This is a genomic window from Pseudidiomarina sp., from assembly GCF_033722695.1.
In the GTDB taxonomy this organism is placed as follows: domain Bacteria; phylum Pseudomonadota; class Gammaproteobacteria; order Enterobacterales; family Alteromonadaceae; genus Pseudidiomarina.
This window is the reverse complement of sequence record NZ_JAWVYM010000013.1, coordinates 19,791-37,217: the sequence shown is the minus strand read 5'-3', so window position 1 is coordinate 37,217 and position 17,427 is coordinate 19,791. Positions and strand designations below refer to the sequence as shown.

Genomic DNA, 17,427 nt, shown 5'->3' with positions numbered 1-17,427 from the left:
GCTTACTCCATCATCAACAAGACATCGCCGACATTGACGCTGTCGCCGTCGCGAACCAGTAATTCTTTAACAGTGCCATCCTGCTCGGCTTTTATATCCGTCTCCATTTTCATGGCTTCGAGAATAATCACGACTTCGCCAGCAGCGACTTGCTGTCCCGGCTTAACCAAAATCTTGAAGACGTTACCGGCCAGCGGGGCTTTGATCGTAGTCGGGGCATCCGCCGCTGATGGCTGGGCGGTCTTTTCGCCAGCTGGTGAATCGGTCGTCTCAGTGGTCGACGTCATATCGCCTGCCGGCCCGACTTCAACATGAAAGACCTTGCCTTCAACCTTTACCTGATAACTGGCTGGCTCGTTCGGGCCAGCAGCTGCAGTTTGTTTATCGGCAGTGGCCGCCGGATGCTCATCAGTCGCTGTTGGCACCGGCTCAAACGCCGAAGGATCGTCGCGGTTCTTAAGAAATTTCAGACCAATCTGGGGAAACAAGGCGTACGTCAGTACGTCATCAATTTCATTGTCAGCTAAACGAATATCGTCTTCTTTCGCTTTTTGTTTCAGTTCGCTAGTCAGACTATCGAGTTCATCATCAATTAAATCAGCCGGGCGCACGGTAATAGGTTCTTTGCCGTCCAGCACTTGTTGCTGCAACTCTTTATTCACCGGCGCTGCTGTAGCACCATACTCGCCCCGCAAAACGCCTTTGGTTTCTTTTGAAATCGATTTATAGCGTTCGCCACTGAGAACATTCAACACCGCCTGGGTACCGACAATTTGTGACGTCGGGGTTACTAACGGGATAAAACCTAAATCTTCGCGGACTTTAGGGATTTCTGCCAACACGTCATCAAATTTATCAGCGGCGCCCTGTTCGCGCAGCTGATTTTCCATGTTGGTTAACATACCACCAGGCACCTGCGCCAGCAGGATCCGGGCATCAACGCCCTTAAGTGATCCTTCAAAGCGTGCGTATTTCTTTCTCACCTCACGGAAATAGCTGGCGATTTCCTCCAGCCGGGCCAGATCCAGGCCGGTATCCCGGTCAGTATCTTCGGTCATCGCGACCAGGGTTTCCGTCGCTGAATGCCCGTAGGTCATACTCATTGACGAGATCGCGGTATCCAGCATATCAATACCGGCGTCAATGGCCTTCTGATAGGTCGCAGTACTTAACCCTGTGGTGGCGTGACATTGCATCGCGATAGGCACGTTAACAGCCTGTTTAAGGGCGGTAATGAGCTCGTAAGCAGCCTGCGGACGTAATAAGCCGGCCATATCCTTAATACAGATCGAATCACAACCTAAATCAGCCAGCTCTTCTGCCATGGCCACCCACTTCTCCAGGGTATGCACCGGGCTGACCGTGTAAGACATGGTGCCTTGGGCGTGGCCATCAACCGCTTTGGCGGCCTTGATTGCTGTACGCAGATTACGCACATCATTCATGGCATCAAAAATCCGGAACACATCGACGCCGTTTTCACGCGCGCGCTCAACGAAGCGTGTGACCACGTCATCAGCATAATGCCGGTAACCCAGAAGATTCTGCCCGCGTAGCAACATTTGCTGGGGTGTTTTGGGCATGGCTTTTTTTATTTCTCGTATGCGCTCCCAGGGATCTTCACCTAAATAGCGGATACAGGAGTCAAAAGTCGCTCCGCCCCACGACTCCATCGACCAGTACCCGACTTCATCGAGTTGTGCGGCAATCGGCAACATGTCGTCAAGCCGCATACGCGTTGCTAACAGCGACTGATGCGCGTCGCGCAGCACCAGTTCAGTTATTTTTAATGGGTTAGCCATCCGTAAGCTCCTATATGAAGTGGGGTTAGCGCCGGTCGCGGCGATGATATTTATGAACGGCCGCGGCCACAGCTGCCATCAGCGGTGCATCAGGTTGTGCTGTCGGGGTTGCTGCAGTACTCGCAGGCACCTGATCGGAACCGGCGGTAAACCAGCGTAATAACGCCATGGCGCCAATGAGCACGGTCAAAAAGCCAAATACGGTCACCATGCCGATGAGCATTATAGATAGCGCTTCTGAGAGTAGTTCGTTCATTGAAAATCGCCGCTTTGTGGTAGTTTTGTTAATAATCTTAGCTGAAAGCCAGAATAACACAATCGCCGGCGGGGTTCGAACACGTCGGTATATAGCAGGTATTCATCAGGGGAATGGTAATAAAAGATGGCGCACTCGGGAGGACTCGAACCTCCAACCGCCTGGTTCGTAGCCAGGTACTCTATCCAGTTGAGCTACGAGTGCGTATCGACAGTAAATGGCGGAGAGGGAGGGATTCGAACCCTCGATAGGGCTATAAACCCTATACTCCCTTAGCAGGGGAGCGCCTTCAGCCACTCGGCCACCTCTCCACTTACTTGTGGCGATGAATGATAGCGGCACCGCCAATAATGTCAAACGATTTTTTTGATTTTAACGTGCGTTTGTGGGATTTTTAAACATCTCGCTTAAAATTCCCACACAAAGGTCTATTTCTATAAGAAATCCGTGCAGCGCCTAATACATTACTATCCGCTTTTCGGGTGGGACTTATTTCTGATCAGAGCTATCGTCGTCATCCTGCGAGTCAGCCGAACCTTCCTGATGCTCAGCCTGAATGCGCATATAGATTTCTTCCCGATGCACTGAAACATCTTTAGGCGCATTGACACCAATGCGGACCTGGTTGCCTTTAACACCCAGTACCGTCACTGTGACCTCATCGCCTATCATTAAGGTCTCACCCACTCTGCGGGTTAAGATCAACATTATCCTGCTCCTTCCCTTTAGCTCAGCGCAGCCGTGACAACCGTTCAATAACGGTGTAACTACACATCCAGCTCTCGTTTAAATAAATATCACTATTGTTATGGTAGTCTGTTCAGCCATCGCACACAAGAGCGTGAAGTAATCGACAGCCAGATTATTGCAGTCCGGCTTCGCTGTCTAGCAAAGCCGTAAATTAAAACACTTACAACAGACTGACTAATCAACTACTCAGTAAGCTTTCTATATGCCGCTGTGCAACTGCCAATGCTGCCGGAATACGCTCCGGCGCCGTGCCGCCGGCCATCGCCATATCCGGCCGACCACCGCCTTTACCGCCTACTTCAGCGGCCGCCAGATTAATCAGATCGCCGGCTTTAATCTGGCCAGTCAGATTCGTGGTCACGCCGGCAATCAGGCTTACTTTATCTTCCGTCGCAACGGCCAGCACCACAATTCCACTACCTAACTGATTCTTAAGATCATCAACCATAGGACGTAAAGCTTTTGAATCTACGTTTTCCAGTTGCGCCAGGATCACTTTATTGCCGCCGATATTTTTCGCTGATTTCACCAGATCGCCGCCAGCATGGGCAGCCAGTTTCTGGTTCAGTTCACTGATGGTGCGCTCAAGTGATTTACTGCGGTCTAATTGTTGTTGCAGGCGCTCGGTCAGATGCGCCGGTTCCGCCTTTAACAAACTGGCCGCCTGGCGCAGTTGTTTGGTTTGCTGCTGAGTAAAGCTTATAGCACTGCTGCCCGTCATGGCGTCAATGCGCCGCACACCCGAGGCGATACCGGCTTCACTGACAATCCGGAATAAACCGATGTCACCGGTCTGATGAACGTGCGTACCGCCACACAGTTCCAGCGAATAGTTCCCCATCTGCACCACCCGGACCTGTTCATCATACTTCTCGCCGAACAGAGCCATGGCTCCTGCCTGCTTCGCCGCTTCAATGGGCATCAACTCGGTGGCCAGCTCGTGGTTCCTGACAATTTCTTCGTTCACCTGACGTTCCAGCGTATCGAGTTGCTCAGCACTGACTGCTTCATAATGTGAAAAGTCGAAACGCAGGCGCTCAGGACTCACCAGAGAGCCTTTTTGCGTAACATGCTCACCAAGCAGGTTGCGCAGTGCGGCGTGCAATAAATGAGTGGCAGAATGATTGCGTTTTATCGCTTCACGGCGTTCAGCGTCAACCTGTGCCGTCAGCTGATCGCCGACTTTCAGGGTCACATCGGCCTGCCCGTGGTGGGCAATGGCTTTGCCTATGTACTGGGTATCTTCGACGGTAAACTGGCCATCAGCCGCCAGCAGTTTGCCGGTATCACCAACCTGACCACCGCTTTCGGCGTAAAAAGGAGTGCGGGACAATACGACTATACCCGCCTGTCCCGCAGGTAATTCAGTGACCGACTCGCCCTGAGAGAATAATTCAATTACTTCGCTCTGGTCGCCTAGTAACTGGTAACCGGTAAATTCGCTACGCTGAGAGGACTTCAGCCGCTCATTATAATCGACCCCAAACTGCGAAGCCTGCTGAGCTCGTTGCCGCTGCTGTTCCATCGCAGCCGCAAAGCCTGCCTCGTCCACCGTCAGCCCCTGTTCGCGGGCGATGTCCGCGGTCAAATCAACCGGAAAGCCGTAAGTATCATAGAGTTTAAATACCAGGTCGCCCGGCAGCACATTACCGCTGAGACCAGATAACGCGTCCTGCAGAATCGACAGCCCCCGATCAAGGGTCTTACTGAACTGTTCTTCCTCACGCAATAATGCCTGCGCGATTACTTTTTCTTTCTCTTTAAGTTCCGGGTAAGCCGCGCCCATTTGTTTTACCAGCTCAGGCACTAACTTATAAAAGAACACATCGGTGGCACCCAGCAAATTGCCATGACGAACCGCCCGGCGGATAATCCGGCGCAGCACATAACCACGGCCTTCGTTGGAGGGTTGTACACCGTCAGCGATCAGGAAGCTGCATGAGCGGATATGATCGGCAATAACGCGCAGGGATTTGTTTTCCCAGTCGTCGGTACCGATGACTTTAGCCGCAGCTTCAATCAGGGCCTTAAATAAATCAATTTCGTAGTTGCTGTGTACATGCTGCATAACCGCTGCGATGCGCTCGAGCCCCATGCCAGTATCAACCGAGGGCTTTGGCAGCGGCCGCAATTCGCCGTCGGCCTGCCGGTTGTACTGCATAAAGACCAGGTTCCAGATCTCAATATAACGATCGCCATCTTCTTCCGGGGTGCCCGGTGGGCCACCCCAGACGTCTTCACCGTGATCAAAGAATATCTCTGAACACGGGCCGCACGGACCAGTATCACCCATTGCCCAGAAGTTGTCTTTAGCACCGATGCGCGAAATGCGGCTCTCTGGAACACCAATTTCTTCGGCCCAGATGTCATACGCTTCATCGTCTTCCGTAAATACCGTTACCCAGAGCTTGTCTTTGGGCAGCTTTAGCACTTCTGTCAAAAATTCCCATGCATACTGAATGGCTTGACGTTTGAAGTAATCGCCGAAGCTGAAGTTACCCAGCATTTCAAAGAACGTATGATGGCGGGCAGTGTAGCCAACGTTCTCGAGATCGTTGTGCTTACCACCGGCGCGCAAGCACCGCTGCGACGAGGTCGCACGGTTGTAGTCACGTTGTTCATCACCCAGAAAAACATCTTTAAAAGGCACCATGCCGGCGTTGGTAAATAGCAATGTGGGATCATTGCCCGGAATCAGTGATCCCGATGCAACACGCTGGTGGCCGCGCTCGGCAAAGAACGCTAAAAATGCTTCACGGATATCGGCACTGGTCATAGTCATGAACAACTTCCTACGAGAAAACGGTTAAACGAACAGCAAATGAATAGCGCGAAAGCGTACCATGAAAGCACCTTGCCGACTAGTCTGCAAGGGGATCAGATTGACGTTCCAGCGCCTGTTTTATATCCGAATAAGTAAAGCCGCGTTGCAGCAGATGACGAATGCGCCGATCGCGATCTTTTGGGGTTGCGGGGGGCTCCGGACCAAACTTTTTACAAAGCCGCACAAAGCATAGTCCAGCCCAATCCGGCTCTTCAGCGGCCAGTGCCTGTTCCAGCAGTTCAGCGCTGATACCTTTAATATTAGCGCTGGCTTTTATTTTATTGATGCCATCGCCCCGTTGCAGGCAGTGGCGCGTCCATAGTTCGGCGTAGCGTTCATCACTCTGCCAGCCGCGCGCAATCGCTTCGTTTATGACCACCCGGATAATACTGGCAGTGAAGCCGCGCTGACTGAGCTTTTGTTCAAGTTCACGCACACTGTGCTCCCGGCGGCCGAGTAATCGCAGTAACACCTCGTTCGCCTGAACCTGTTCATCACTGTCACTCATAGATGCTCCTGACTTCTTTTCGACAACCGCTGAATTAACCGCATATTCTATACTCTAAGAGAAACCACCTGCGATAAGCAAAAACATTAACCACAAAAAACCAAGGACTATCTTATGCGCGCGCTATCCGGATTATTTATCACACTTGCTCTGCTCACCCTGGCCGGCTGTATACCGGTAACGAGCGCCCCGGAACATACCATTACAGTAAGTGGCAGCAGCGATATCAGTGCGGTTCCTGACATGATGAAACTTGATTTGCGAGTGGTTGAACGCGGCGCCACTGTGCCTGAACTGAAAACTCAGGTCGACCTGACCACCTCCCGTCTGCTGGACTATTTAACTGAGCAAGGCGTCGATGCGAAGGATATCAGTTCGTACGAGGTGCAGGTTCATCCTGAATACCGCTACGACGATGGCGAACGCCAGCTGACTGAATACAATGTGCAACGGCAGATCAACCTCACCTTACGTAACCCGCAACTTTACGACGCCATTCTCAACTTCGCCCTGCAACAAGGTGTTACTAATGTGGGTTCACCGGTTTATGAAATCAGTAATGCCCGTGAGCTTTATCAGCAGGCGCTAAACGCTGCTCTGGCCGATGCCCGTAGTAAGGCAACAGCCCTGGCGGTCGAAGGTAAACTGACGCTAACCGGTATACAGCATATTCGTGAACAAACCGGCGCGCCGGCGGCGGGTATGGAAATGAGCGCAATGCGGATGCAAAGCGATAAAGTCTCCTTACCCGGTCAGCAGGATGTGAGAGCTCAGGTAGAGGTTGTGTTCACGGTAAATTAAGCGTCATACAGTGCGGCCCACCGCCAGCCATGATGAACTCACTGGCGGCAATGCCACTAACCTGCAACTCAGGAAACGCGCTTCGCATGGTTGTCAGTGCTTGCTTATCGCTAGCCAGACCAAACTGTGGTACCAGAATCGCCTGTGGTAAGCGGATAAAATTTACATAACTCGGCAGCACCGGCAGTTCTCCGCGGCGACGTACCCCGACGTGCCGTCGCACGGTAACAAAATATTCCGGCGGCAACGCCAGCGGCCCGGGTTGTGGTAGTTCAATGATACGATAGGGCCGCCCGTCGCCCCCACGTAACTGCCGCACTGCGTCAATTGTGCTCTGATAATGCCGATAAAAGGGCGATTCCGGCGGCGGACAGGCACAGACCAAACTGCGCTCATCGGCAAAGAGCATCTGATTGTCAACATGACCACCAGTTTCATCGGCCGGATGAGCCCATTCCAGCCAGTGCACTTGCTTCACATCCAGCAGCTGTTTTAACTTGTATTCCAACTGCGCTCTGCGCAGCTGTGGATTATTCCGCGCCACACTACGGGCGTGAACAATAACGGTGCCCTGCCCGTCGTGTGTAATGGCACCGCCCTCTAACACCAATGCATCAGCCTGATAGCGCACGGCCAGTTGACGAGCCAGCCCCCGGGCAAACTGCCGGTCGTGCTGATGTTCCTGGTAGAGCCCGCCCCATGCCGTAAAGCCGAACCCCTGCGCCACCAACCCTGAGGAAGGGGGCTGACACCAAAGCGGACCAATATCACGCGGCCAGGCATCGTTATAGTTGATCGGCAATAACGGAATTTCAGCAGGAACATTAGCCCTGACCCGAACGAGGTCACGCGGAGTGGCGCCAAGCAGCACCGGATGGAAGGATTGCACTGCGAGTAGCAGTTCAATTAACTGCTGCTGAGCCGGCCGACCCTGCTCACGCCAGACATCAGCACGAGTGGGCCAGAGTGCCAAAAGAGGGCCTTTCAGCTGCCAGTCAGCAAGTAGCATCAGCCGCGCGATTTGCGGTTAGTACGACCTGTTCCGGCCCGCGAGCCTGGTTTATTTGTCGGTTTGCGGGGCGGCTTACCGGCCGGTTTTCCAGCCGGCTTACGACTAGTCGCTGCCGGCTTTTTCGACGGCGCGGCTTCAGATCGTGCCACCGGAGCTGGTTGCATCCGCTGCGCCTGATTGCGCCGTGCCCGTGAATAACGCTTTTGCCGGGATTCTGCACGCAGAGGGTCAATAAAACTACGATCTTCCGGCGGTAATCCGACTAAATCACGTAAATAATTGACCTTATCAAGGGGTAACTCGCCCCAGCCGCTTTGTGGCAGGCCCTGCTCGAGCGGAATTGAACCATAACGAACCCGCATCAGACGACTGACCTGTACGCCCTGAGATTCCCACAAACGCCGGACTTCGCGATTACGACCTTCCGTCAGGACCACATGAAACCACTGATTAATGCCTTCGCCGCCACCGCGCTTAATTTCCTTAAAGGCTGCTGGACCGTCTTCCAGCTGCACACCTTTCTTTAATTTACGCAGCATTTCATCGGTGACGTCACCAAATACACGGACTGCATACTCACGTTCAATCTGGTGGCCCGGATGCATCAGGCGGTTAGCCAGCTCACCGTCGGTCGTGAATAGCAGCAAACCGGAGGTGTTCACATCAAGGCGGCCAACAGCAACCCAGCGCGCTCCTTGCATACGTGGCAGACGATCATAAACCGTCGGGCGTCCTTCCGGATCGCGGCGGGTACACAGCTCACCTTCAGGTTTGTGGTACATCAGCACCCGACAAACCACATCTTCAACTGGTTTAATAGATACTTCATGACCATCAATGCGGACGGTGGCATCGGCTTCGATCCGCTCACCCAGGGTCGCAACCTGGCCATTTACACTGATCCGGCCAGCGGCAATTTTTGCTTCCAGCTCACGCCGTGAACCATGTCCGGAACGGGCCAATACTTTCTGTAATTTTTCACTCATGGGGGCACTTTTACTCTGTAGCTGTCGCTGTCTCAGCGGTTGTCTGAGCGGTTTGCCCTGTATCCTTAGCCTTTTCAGCAGGCGCAGGAATAGCAGGTAACTCGGATAAATCCTGTAAACTAAAATAGTCCAGAAACTCGGCTGTGGTGGCATATAACTGGGGTCGGCCCGGTACTTCACGGTGTCCGACCACTTTCACCCAATTACGCTCCTGCAAGGTCTTCATCATCTGAGAGCTCACGCTGACCCCGCGAATTTCTTCGATATCACCACGGGTGATAGGTTGCCGGTAGGCAATCAGAGCGAGCGTTTCTAATAATGCTTGCGAATAACGGGGCGGCTTTTCCTGCCACAGCCTGCTTATTATACCACCCAATTCCGGCCGCGTCTGAAATCTGTAACCACTGGCAACTTTCTGTAATTGCACCCCGCGTTCCTGATAGTCTGCCGCGATTTCATCAAGAATCGCACCCAACTGACGCCGGCTGACCTGCTGGTCTTGCAGGTGTTCAAGTAACTGAGTGTCGCTGAGCGGTTGCTCGGCCACAAACAGCATTGCCTCGACAATTTGTTTAAGCTGTTGGTTCTGCATAAACAGGGTCCCGGTTGGTAACGTGGATCTCACTGAAGGAATCCACCTGCACAATCTCTATTAAAGCTTCTTTCACCAGTTCAAGGATCGCAAGAAAACTCACGACTACGCCCGGCTTTCCTTCACTGACATCAAATAAATCGGCAAACCGTAAACGCTGGTGCTGCTGCAACATATCCATAATGCGGCTCATACGGGCCCGGGTTGATAGCTTTTCACGATGAACCTGATGGTGGTGCTGCAGTTCGGCTTGCGCCAGCGCCTGACTAAATGCCAGTGCCAGTTCGGACAGCGTGATATCGGGCAGCGGCTGCTCCACATACTGGCGCGCATCGGTCGCGGTGCGGGCGACAAAGTTATCCCGGCCTGTCTGCGGCAGTTCGTCAAGATACTGAGCGCCCTCACGAATGGCTTCATATTCCTGCAGCCGGCGCACCAACTCGGCGCGGGGGTCCATTTCTTCCTCTTCCTCAGCCGGTGGCCGGGGCAGCAGCATGCGGCTTTTAATCTCCGCCAGCATGGCCGCCATGACCAGGTAATCCGCAGCCAGTTCAAGCTTAAGGTTTTTCATCATGTCGACATATTCCATATACTGTCGGGTTATCGGCAGTATAGGTAAGTCAACGATCTCTAGCTTCTGCCGGCGAATGAGGTACAACAGCAGATCCATAGGCCCGGAAAAGCTATCGAGAATAAGCTCCAGTGCATCAGGCGGAATATACAAATCTTCGGGTTTATCAAGCAACGGCTCGCCACGCACAAACCCTAATGGCAACGACTGCTGCTGCGGACTGGAACCAGATCCACTCGCGCTCATAATCGCTCAGCCATTGCTAAAGGGTGACACATCACCGGAGCCTTCCCTGGTGATCTTCACTTCGTCATCAGCCATATCAACCACTGTGGTTGGTGCTTCACCGCGGTGCCCCCCGTCAATAATAACATCCACCTGGCGCTCCAGTTGCTCCCGAATATCATCCGGATCCGATTCGGCAAAATCATGATCTCCCAGCACCAGACTGGTCGACATCAGAGGTTCACCAAGTGCCGCCAGTAAAGCGACTATAATAGGATCATCTGAAACACGGATGCCGATGGTTTTACGTTTGCTATTCAACAGGCGTTTAGGGACTTCTTTAGTTCCTTTAAGGATGAAAGTGTAACGACCTGGAGTATTATTTTTCAGTAGGCGAAACGCCTGATTATCTACCCGCGCATAGTCGGACAGCTCCGACAGGTCACGGCACATCAGCGTAAAATGATGGTCTTTATCTATTTCCCGGATGCGGCAGATACGCTCCATCGCGTTTTTCTCGCCAATCCGGCAGCCAATGGCATAACCTGAGTCGGTCGGGTAAACCGCCACGCCGCCGTTCAGAATGATCTGCGCGGCCTGCTGAACTAAACGAGTTTGCGGATTATCAGGGTGGATTTTGAAATACTGACTCATAGGTTCTGTTCTGCCCTCTTCTTAATTAGCTACCAGTCACTCCATATTGGCACACAGGCGGCAGGCAGACAAAGGTTTTTGCCCAGTTCCCGCCATGGCTTGGGGGCGTGAAAATCCGAGCCCGCCGAGGCCTTCAGGCCGATCTCACAAGCAAAAGTAGCCAGCGCTTCGCGGTGTCCCGGGGGTTGCTGGCCGATAGCAACTTCCACACCATTCAGGCCAAGCTCTTTGCCTTCCTGTAACAGCCGGCGCAGCCATTTATTGCTAAACTGATAGGCATGCGGATGAGCGAGCACAGCTACCCCTCCTGCCTGCTGGACGACCTTAGTGGCTGTATCCAGATCGCACCACTCGGCCGCCACATAAGCTTGCTGGCCTTTGCCAAGGTAACGCCGGAAAGCCGTTTCAAACGATGATACCCAGCCTTGCTCAACCAATGCATCAGCAAGATGCTTACGGGTTGGCATGGTCAGTTCCTGTGCCAGTGGTGGCTTAACCTCAATCCCAGCCCGCTGTAGCCTGGTGACCATCTCGGCATAGCGATCACGGCGACGTTGCTGCTGCTCGGCCAGTAACGCAGTGATAGCTGGATGAGCGGTGTCCATGTTCAGACCCACTACGTGAATCTCATGCTGTTGCCAGCGACAGGTTAGCTCGACGCCGTTTATCAGACGCAGTGGGAGTTGATGTCTGCTAATTGCAGCACGTGCCTCTGGCAAACCGGCAATGGTGTCATGGTCGGTAATAGCCAGATGGGTCACGCCTTTTTCTGCGGCACGTAAAACCAGATCCGATGGGCTTAGCGCGCCGTCGGAAAAGTTGCTGTGACAATGCAAATCGTAAACTTCAGACACCCTTAATTATATCCTCGTTGCTAATTCAACGCCTTGGCGGATAGCGCGCTTGGCGTCCAGCTCAGCGGCCACAAAAGCACCACCAATCAAATGAACAGTAACCCCCGCTTGTTCCAGCTCTTCGACCAGTTCCCGCTGCGGCACTTGTCCGGCACAGGTTACTATAGTATCCACTTCAAGCAGCAGTTCTTTATCATCGACGAGCACTTCAAGACCCTGCTCTGTGATGCGCTGATAGGTCACAGCCGGGATCATGTTGACGCCTTTTTTCTTCAAGGTAGCGCGATGTACCCAGCCAGAGGTTTTACCCAGGCCGGCACCGACTTTACTGGCTTTACGCTGCAATAAATAGACTTCACGAGCGGAGCGCTCAGGCGCTTGCGGCTTCAGCGCGCCGCGATGCTCATAGTCTTTATCCACTCCCCAGATTTCGTGCCAGTCTTCAGGTACCAGGGTTGGAGACATCTCAGTGGTCAGGTATTCTGCAACATCAAAGCCAATACCGCCGGCGCCAATAAGAGCGACTTTGTTACCGACTTTTTTGTGATCCCGCAGCACATCAATATAGCCAAGCACCTTATCCGAATCGATGCCAGGTAGCTCAACCTGACGTGGTAACACACCAGTTGCCAGTACCACTTCATTAAAGCCTGCTTCCTGCAAACTGGCGGCACTTTGCCGGCTGTTCAGATGTAAATGCACGCCGGTGTCCTGCAACCGTTTATTAAAATAGCGAATGGTTTCGTAAAACTCTTCCTTACCCGGTATCTGTTTGGCGTAATTAAACTGTCCGCCGATTTCACTGCTGCCCTCAAACAGATGCACTTCATGACCGCGTTCGGCAGCGATACAGGAAAATGCCAGGCCTGCAGGTCCCGCCCCCACCACCGCCAGTTTACGGGGCTCAGTCACAGGGCTAACTACCAATTCAGTTTCGTAACAGGCGCGCGGATTAACCAGGCAACTTGCCCGTTTATTTTCAAAAACATGATCCAGACAGGCCTGGTTACAGGCGATGCAGGTATTAATACGATCGGCCTGATTATTTGCCGACTTATTGACAAAATCAGGATCAGCCAGCAGCGGCCGGGCCATAGAAACCATATCCGCCTCGCCGTCAGCAAGAATTTTCTCGGCAACTTCCGGCGTGTTAATGCGATTTACCGCCACCACAGGTATCGACAGTTCTTTTCGAACCCGTGCGGTGATCCAACTAAACGCCGCTCTGGGCACCGAGGTCACTATGGTGGGTACCCGCGCTTCATGCCAGCCAATGCCGCTATTAATAATAGTAACCCCAGCGGCCTCTGCCGCCTTACCTAAAGCGATAACCTCGTCGTACTGGTTACCTTCAGGAACCAGATCCAGCATCGATAGCCGGTAAATCAGAATAAAATCATCGCCAACTTCGGCGCGAATAGCTTTAATAATTTCCAGTGGCAGCCGGACGCGATTTTCAAACGAACCACCCCAGCGATCGGTCCGCTTATTGGTACGGGGGCAGACGAACTGGTTGATCAGATAGCCTTCTGAGCCCATTACCTCAACGCCGTCATATCCGGCTTTTTTCGCCAGACGGGCGGCCCGGGCAAAGTGCTTAATCGTTTTTTTAATCTGCCGCTCACTCATCGCGCTGGGTGTAAACGGCGTGATCGGTGATTTTATTTTGCTGGGGGCGAGAGAGAACGGATGATAACCGTAACGACCGGCATGCAGAATCTGCAGACAAATTTTACCGTCATGCCGATGCACGGCTTCGGTGACCTGCCGGTGCTTGTTCACATGCCAGAAGCGGCTGAGCTCACTGCCAAAAGGGCTCAGACGCCCCCGAAAGTTCGGGCTGATACCACCAGTAACAATTAAACCTACACCACCTTTCGCACGCTCCTCATAAAAAGCTGCGAGCTTTTCAAAGCCGTGCCGTTCTTCTTCCAGGCCGGTATGCATAGATCCCATCAGTACGCGGTTTTTAAGTCGCGTAAAACCAAGATCCAAAGGTTCCAGTAAGCAGGTATAGGGGCTTGTCACAGTGACCTCAACTTAAACAGGTGTTTGAATGAGATCACTGTACTTGTTTCATGCACAACCGACAAGTAGCCCTATCAGAAGTAATAACCAATATTGATGTTAAAGCGGGTATTGGTTTGTTCTGATTCACCCACCATCGAGCCGCCGATAAATGGCTGATTACGTGCGGTCACCAGATCAAAGTACGTGTATAAACCGCCAGCCGTAACCGCCATCCCCAGTACATTCATCATGGTGTCTTCATCGTAACCGCGTTTATCGGTCATCAGGCTGAAGTCATTGTAGAACGTCAGGTTACTGATCGGCCCAATTTGAACCGGCATGCTATAAGCAATGTTGGCGGTGTACATAGTGGCTTCGGAAGGAATAGTGTCATAGTACGCGTAAGCACCTACCACAATTCCCTGGTTTGCCATATCCATATCGTAGTCGTACTGCGCTACCTGACCCATAAAGGTCCAGCGATCAATGTTATATACGCCATGCGCGGCCCAGGCCATGCGATCGCCAACATCATTCTGACCATCATGCATACTGCCCCACTGACCCGAAACCCCGACTTCGGCATTTTGAGCTTCGCCCAGATTAAACTTACGCGCGCCACGAAACGCCCAGCTATTAGACTCGGCTACTGCCAGCGATGGGTCGTCATAAATACCCTCACCAGCAAGACGAACCCCAAGAGGATCATAGGCATAACGATTGGTACGGCTGCGCACCGCGCCGTCGACACCGCCCTGTTCATCATTTTTGAAGAAGCCAATATCAAAGTCCCAGTCATCGGTGCGATAGAGCAACTTAAGACCCGTATCATGATCATCTTCTAAACCGATATAGAAATTGGAACTAAAGAAATAGTTATTCGAGTTATAAGGCATGTTACCGAAGGGCACCGTGGTGATGCCGACCTGTCCCTGCCATTGATCGTTAAAATCATAACCGACCCAGGCATGTTGCACCGCTTCCATATACTCAAACCAGCGGTATTGTGCTGACAAAATAACGTCGCCGATTGAACCCGTATAATCAATCCGCAGCAAATCGAAATCGAAGTCACCGCCACGATCTTTATTGCCTTCGTTATAATCCTGCCAGACATACTGGGTACGCACCGCACCGCCAATATTTATCGGCGCGTTTTCTGCGGTTTTTATATCCTGTTCCAGTTTATCAACCCGCGCGGCCAGTGCGGCACTGTTAATTTCCCGTCTCGATAGGGTTGTCACTTCCTCAGGAGGTTCTTCGGCGCCGTCTTCAGCGACCGCCACCTGTTGCTCTGCCTCGTCACGTTCTTCCGAGGCCTGCGCACGGGCCTCAAGTTCAGCGACCCGCTGTTGCAAGGCTTCAACCTGGTTGAGCAGCGCCCGAACCTCTTCTGCCGAGACTGGCTCAGTCGACGATTGCTGCGCGATGGCGGACGTACTTAAAGTAGCCGCCACGCAAAGAGCTAAAGAATGAATCTTCATGTCACCTCCGATTACCGCAGAATATGCAGAAAATGCATGTGCTTGTGATAATGGTCAATTATGTCGCCGATAACGGCTTCGCGTGACCAGCCCAGGATGTCATAATCCTGGCCGCCTTCGCGCAAGTGCACCTCAGCGCGATAATATTTTTCTTCCTCAGCAACATTCTCGACATGCTTTTCACCCTCTAAGAATGCGGGGCGAATGTGACCTGCCAGTTGCACGCTGTAGATGAAATCAATCTCATCGCCATGGATGACGCGATAGATAACCTGGCCTTCATTTGCGCCGGTTAACTCCACCGTCAGGCCTTTCTCCCGCATCTCTGCGGCAACCTCTTTATAAGCGGGAAAAACCACTTTATCGAGGAATCGCTGGCCGACTTCACGGGTGGGGAAATCGACAATATTGTTCAGCCGCTCACGCCAGTTCTTAACACTACTACCGCTAGTCAGCAAGGCGCTGTTTTGCAGCGTATCGCGCTTGTGCACATCAATGCGCAGTGCCTTGATCAACCCGTACGTGGCAATTAGCAGTACAATAGTGAACGGCAATGCTGCGGCAATCGTCATGGTTTGCAGTGCGCCCAAGCCGCCGGCCAGAAGGAGTATGATAGCCACTGCTCCTTCGCCACCAGCCCAGAATATGCGTTGCCAGGCGGGCGTATCGTCGCGGCCGTCAGAGCACAGCATATCGACGACCATGGAGCCTGAATCCGATGAGGTAACAAAGAATACCACCACCATCAGCGTAGCAATCATCGACAGCACTGAACTAAAGGGGAAGGCTTCAAGGAAAGCAAACAAGGCCACCGATACATCACTTTGCACCAGTTCAGCGAGCCGGTCCGCGCCCTGGTTCATAATCAGATCAATAGCGGTATTACCAAAGAATGTCATCCACATCATGGTAAAGCCAGCCGGAATAAGTAATACACCGGCAACGAACTCGCCAATAGTGCGACCGCGTGATACCCGGGCGATGAATAAGCCAACGAAAGGCGCCCAGCTTAACCACCAACCCCAGTAGAAAACTGTCCAGCCACCAATCCAGTCGGTTTTTTCATAGGCGAACAGATTAAAGGTATTACCCACAATGCTCGAAATATAAGCCCCGGTATTCTGCACAAAGGCTTGCAGCAGAAACACCGTTGGCCCCAGTAATAGCACGAACAACAGCAGTAATACTGCCAGCCCCATATTCAGCTCCGATAGCCGGCGGATGCCTTTATCCAGGCCGGTGGTAACAGAGATGATGGCTAACAGGGTTACGCCGACAATCAGCATCACCTGAACCGTCGTGGTAATGGGTACGTCAAACAGATAATTAATACCTGCATTAATCTGAGTAACACCGTAACCGAGAGAGGTCGCGACGCCAAACACCGTTCCTATGACAGCAAAAATATCGACGGCGTGGCCAATCGGACCATAGATTCGGTTACCAATGATCGGGAATAACGCAGAGCGCATCGTTAAGGGTAAGCCATGCCGATAGGCGAAAAAGGCGAGAATTAAAGCCACGATGGCATAAATAGCCCAGGCATGCAGACCCCAGTGGAAGAAGGTCAGGTTCATCGCCGCCCGCGCTGCCTCAACGGTGCCGGTTTCAGCTACCGGTGGGTCTAAGTAGTGCATGACCGGCTCGGCGACACCGAAGAACATCAGGCCGATACCCATACCAGCCGAGAACAGCATCGAGAACCAGGTCAGCTTGGAGTAATCAGGAATCGAATGGTCGGGTCCGAGTTTAATACTCCCGAATCGTGAGAAACCCAGATACACCACCACCAACAAAATCAGTGCCACTGCCAGCACATAGAACCAGCTGGCATTGGTAATAATTGCGCCCTGTAAACCCTGGAACCAGCTGTCAGCGATATCAGGCAAGATGGCGGCAAAAAGCAGGATGAGTACGATTAGTCCTGCCGCCGGGTAAAATACTGCGGGATTCAGTCGAGCTTGATTTTGTTTTTGCTCCATGCTGTCCTCTTCGTTATTAGTATTTCAACGAAGTATAGAAAATCCTCAGCATTTCGCGAATTTACAGATAAAAAATACAAAAAAAAACGGCCCCCTTAACGGGAGCCGTTTGTCTG

General features: G+C 52.5%; 15 protein-coding genes and 2 tRNA genes. 1 reads left to right on the top strand and 16 read right to left on the bottom strand.

Going from position 1 to position 17,427, the window contains the following annotated elements:
* Window positions 1-2: 2 nt before the first annotated feature.
* The 7 genes from oadA to R3196_RS06530 all read right to left on the bottom strand — a co-directional run bounded on the left by oadA (window position 3) and on the right by R3196_RS06530 (window position 6,140).
* Complete coding sequence (gene oadA / locus R3196_RS06560) at window positions 3-1,802, bottom strand: sodium-extruding oxaloacetate decarboxylase subunit alpha (protein WP_318935950.1); 1,800 nt, start codon at window positions 1,800-1,802, stop codon at window positions 3-5.
* Window positions 1,803-1,827: 25 nt separating this feature from the next.
* Window positions 1,828-2,058 (bottom strand): OadG family protein, encoded by a 231-nt coding sequence (locus R3196_RS06555; protein WP_318935949.1) that lies wholly within the window; start codon window positions 2,056-2,058, stop codon window positions 1,828-1,830.
* A 127-nt stretch (window positions 2,059-2,185) separates the two neighbouring features.
* Window positions 2,186-2,262: transfer RNA gene (locus tag R3196_RS06550), tRNA-Arg, on the bottom strand.
* A gap of 14 nt (window positions 2,263-2,276) precedes the next feature.
* Window positions 2,277-2,369 (bottom strand) — tRNA-Ser (locus R3196_RS06545).
* 178 nt (window positions 2,370-2,547) lie between these two features.
* Window positions 2,548-2,766, bottom strand: a complete 219-nt coding sequence (csrA, locus tag R3196_RS06540) for a carbon storage regulator CsrA (protein ID WP_318935947.1) — start codon at window positions 2,764-2,766, stop codon at window positions 2,548-2,550.
* 220 nt (window positions 2,767-2,986) lie between these two features.
* Window positions 2,987-5,590: an alanine--tRNA ligase gene (alaS, locus tag R3196_RS06535; protein WP_318935946.1), complete on the bottom strand. Its 2,604-nt coding sequence runs from the start codon at window positions 5,588-5,590 to the stop codon at window positions 2,987-2,989.
* 79 nt (window positions 5,591-5,669) lie between these two features.
* The gene (locus R3196_RS06530) at window positions 5,670-6,140 is read right to left on the bottom strand and encodes a regulatory protein RecX (protein WP_318935945.1); all 471 of its coding nucleotides are present in this window, start codon (window positions 6,138-6,140) and stop codon (window positions 5,670-5,672) included.
* A 114-nt stretch (window positions 6,141-6,254) separates the two neighbouring features.
* On the opposite strand from R3196_RS06530, the gene R3196_RS06525 reads away from it, so the two are divergent.
* Complete coding sequence (locus R3196_RS06525; RefSeq protein ID WP_318935944.1) at window positions 6,255-6,941, top strand: SIMPL domain-containing protein; 687 nt, start codon at window positions 6,255-6,257, stop codon at window positions 6,939-6,941.
* On the opposite strand, the gene R3196_RS06520 is transcribed toward R3196_RS06525, so the two are convergent.
* The 9 genes from R3196_RS06520 to betT form a co-directional block, all read right to left on the bottom strand.
* A complete protein-coding gene (locus tag R3196_RS06520; protein ID WP_318935943.1) occupies window positions 6,928-7,950 on the bottom strand; it encodes an agmatine deiminase family protein in 1,023 nt (340 codons plus the stop codon). The two genes, R3196_RS06525 and R3196_RS06520, sit on opposite strands and share 14 nt — an antisense overlap.
* Complete coding sequence (gene rluB / locus R3196_RS06515; RefSeq protein ID WP_318935942.1) at window positions 7,950-8,939, bottom strand: 23S rRNA pseudouridine(2605) synthase RluB; 990 nt, start codon at window positions 8,937-8,939, stop codon at window positions 7,950-7,952. Before rluB ends, R3196_RS06520 begins: the two co-directional genes overlap by 1 nt.
* A gap of 10 nt (window positions 8,940-8,949) precedes the next feature.
* A complete protein-coding gene (gene scpB / locus R3196_RS06510) occupies window positions 8,950-9,531 on the bottom strand; it encodes an SMC-Scp complex subunit ScpB (RefSeq protein WP_318935941.1) in 582 nt (193 codons plus the stop codon).
* Window positions 9,512-10,348, bottom strand: a complete 837-nt coding sequence (locus R3196_RS06505) for a ScpA family protein (RefSeq protein WP_318935940.1) — start codon at window positions 10,346-10,348, stop codon at window positions 9,512-9,514. Before R3196_RS06505 ends, scpB begins: the two co-directional genes overlap by 20 nt.
* Before the next feature lie 6 nt (window positions 10,349-10,354).
* The gene (locus R3196_RS06500) at window positions 10,355-10,981 is read right to left on the bottom strand and encodes an L-threonylcarbamoyladenylate synthase (protein ID WP_318935939.1); all 627 of its coding nucleotides are present in this window, start codon (window positions 10,979-10,981) and stop codon (window positions 10,355-10,357) included.
* Window positions 10,982-11,010: 29 nt separating this feature from the next.
* The gene (locus R3196_RS06495) at window positions 11,011-11,835 is read right to left on the bottom strand and encodes a PHP domain-containing protein (RefSeq protein ID WP_318935938.1); all 825 of its coding nucleotides are present in this window, start codon (window positions 11,833-11,835) and stop codon (window positions 11,011-11,013) included.
* A gap of 6 nt (window positions 11,836-11,841) precedes the next feature.
* Complete coding sequence (locus R3196_RS06490; protein ID WP_318935937.1) at window positions 11,842-13,863, bottom strand: NADPH-dependent 2,4-dienoyl-CoA reductase; 2,022 nt, start codon at window positions 13,861-13,863, stop codon at window positions 11,842-11,844.
* Between the two features lie 74 nt (window positions 13,864-13,937).
* Window positions 13,938-15,329, bottom strand: coding sequence for a porin (locus tag R3196_RS06485; protein WP_318935936.1), 1,392 nt, complete (start codon window positions 15,327-15,329; stop codon window positions 13,938-13,940).
* A gap of 11 nt (window positions 15,330-15,340) precedes the next feature.
* The gene (gene betT / locus R3196_RS06480) at window positions 15,341-17,311 is read right to left on the bottom strand and encodes a choline BCCT transporter BetT (RefSeq protein ID WP_318935935.1); all 1,971 of its coding nucleotides are present in this window, start codon (window positions 17,309-17,311) and stop codon (window positions 15,341-15,343) included.
* Window positions 17,312-17,427: the final 116 nt, after the last annotated feature.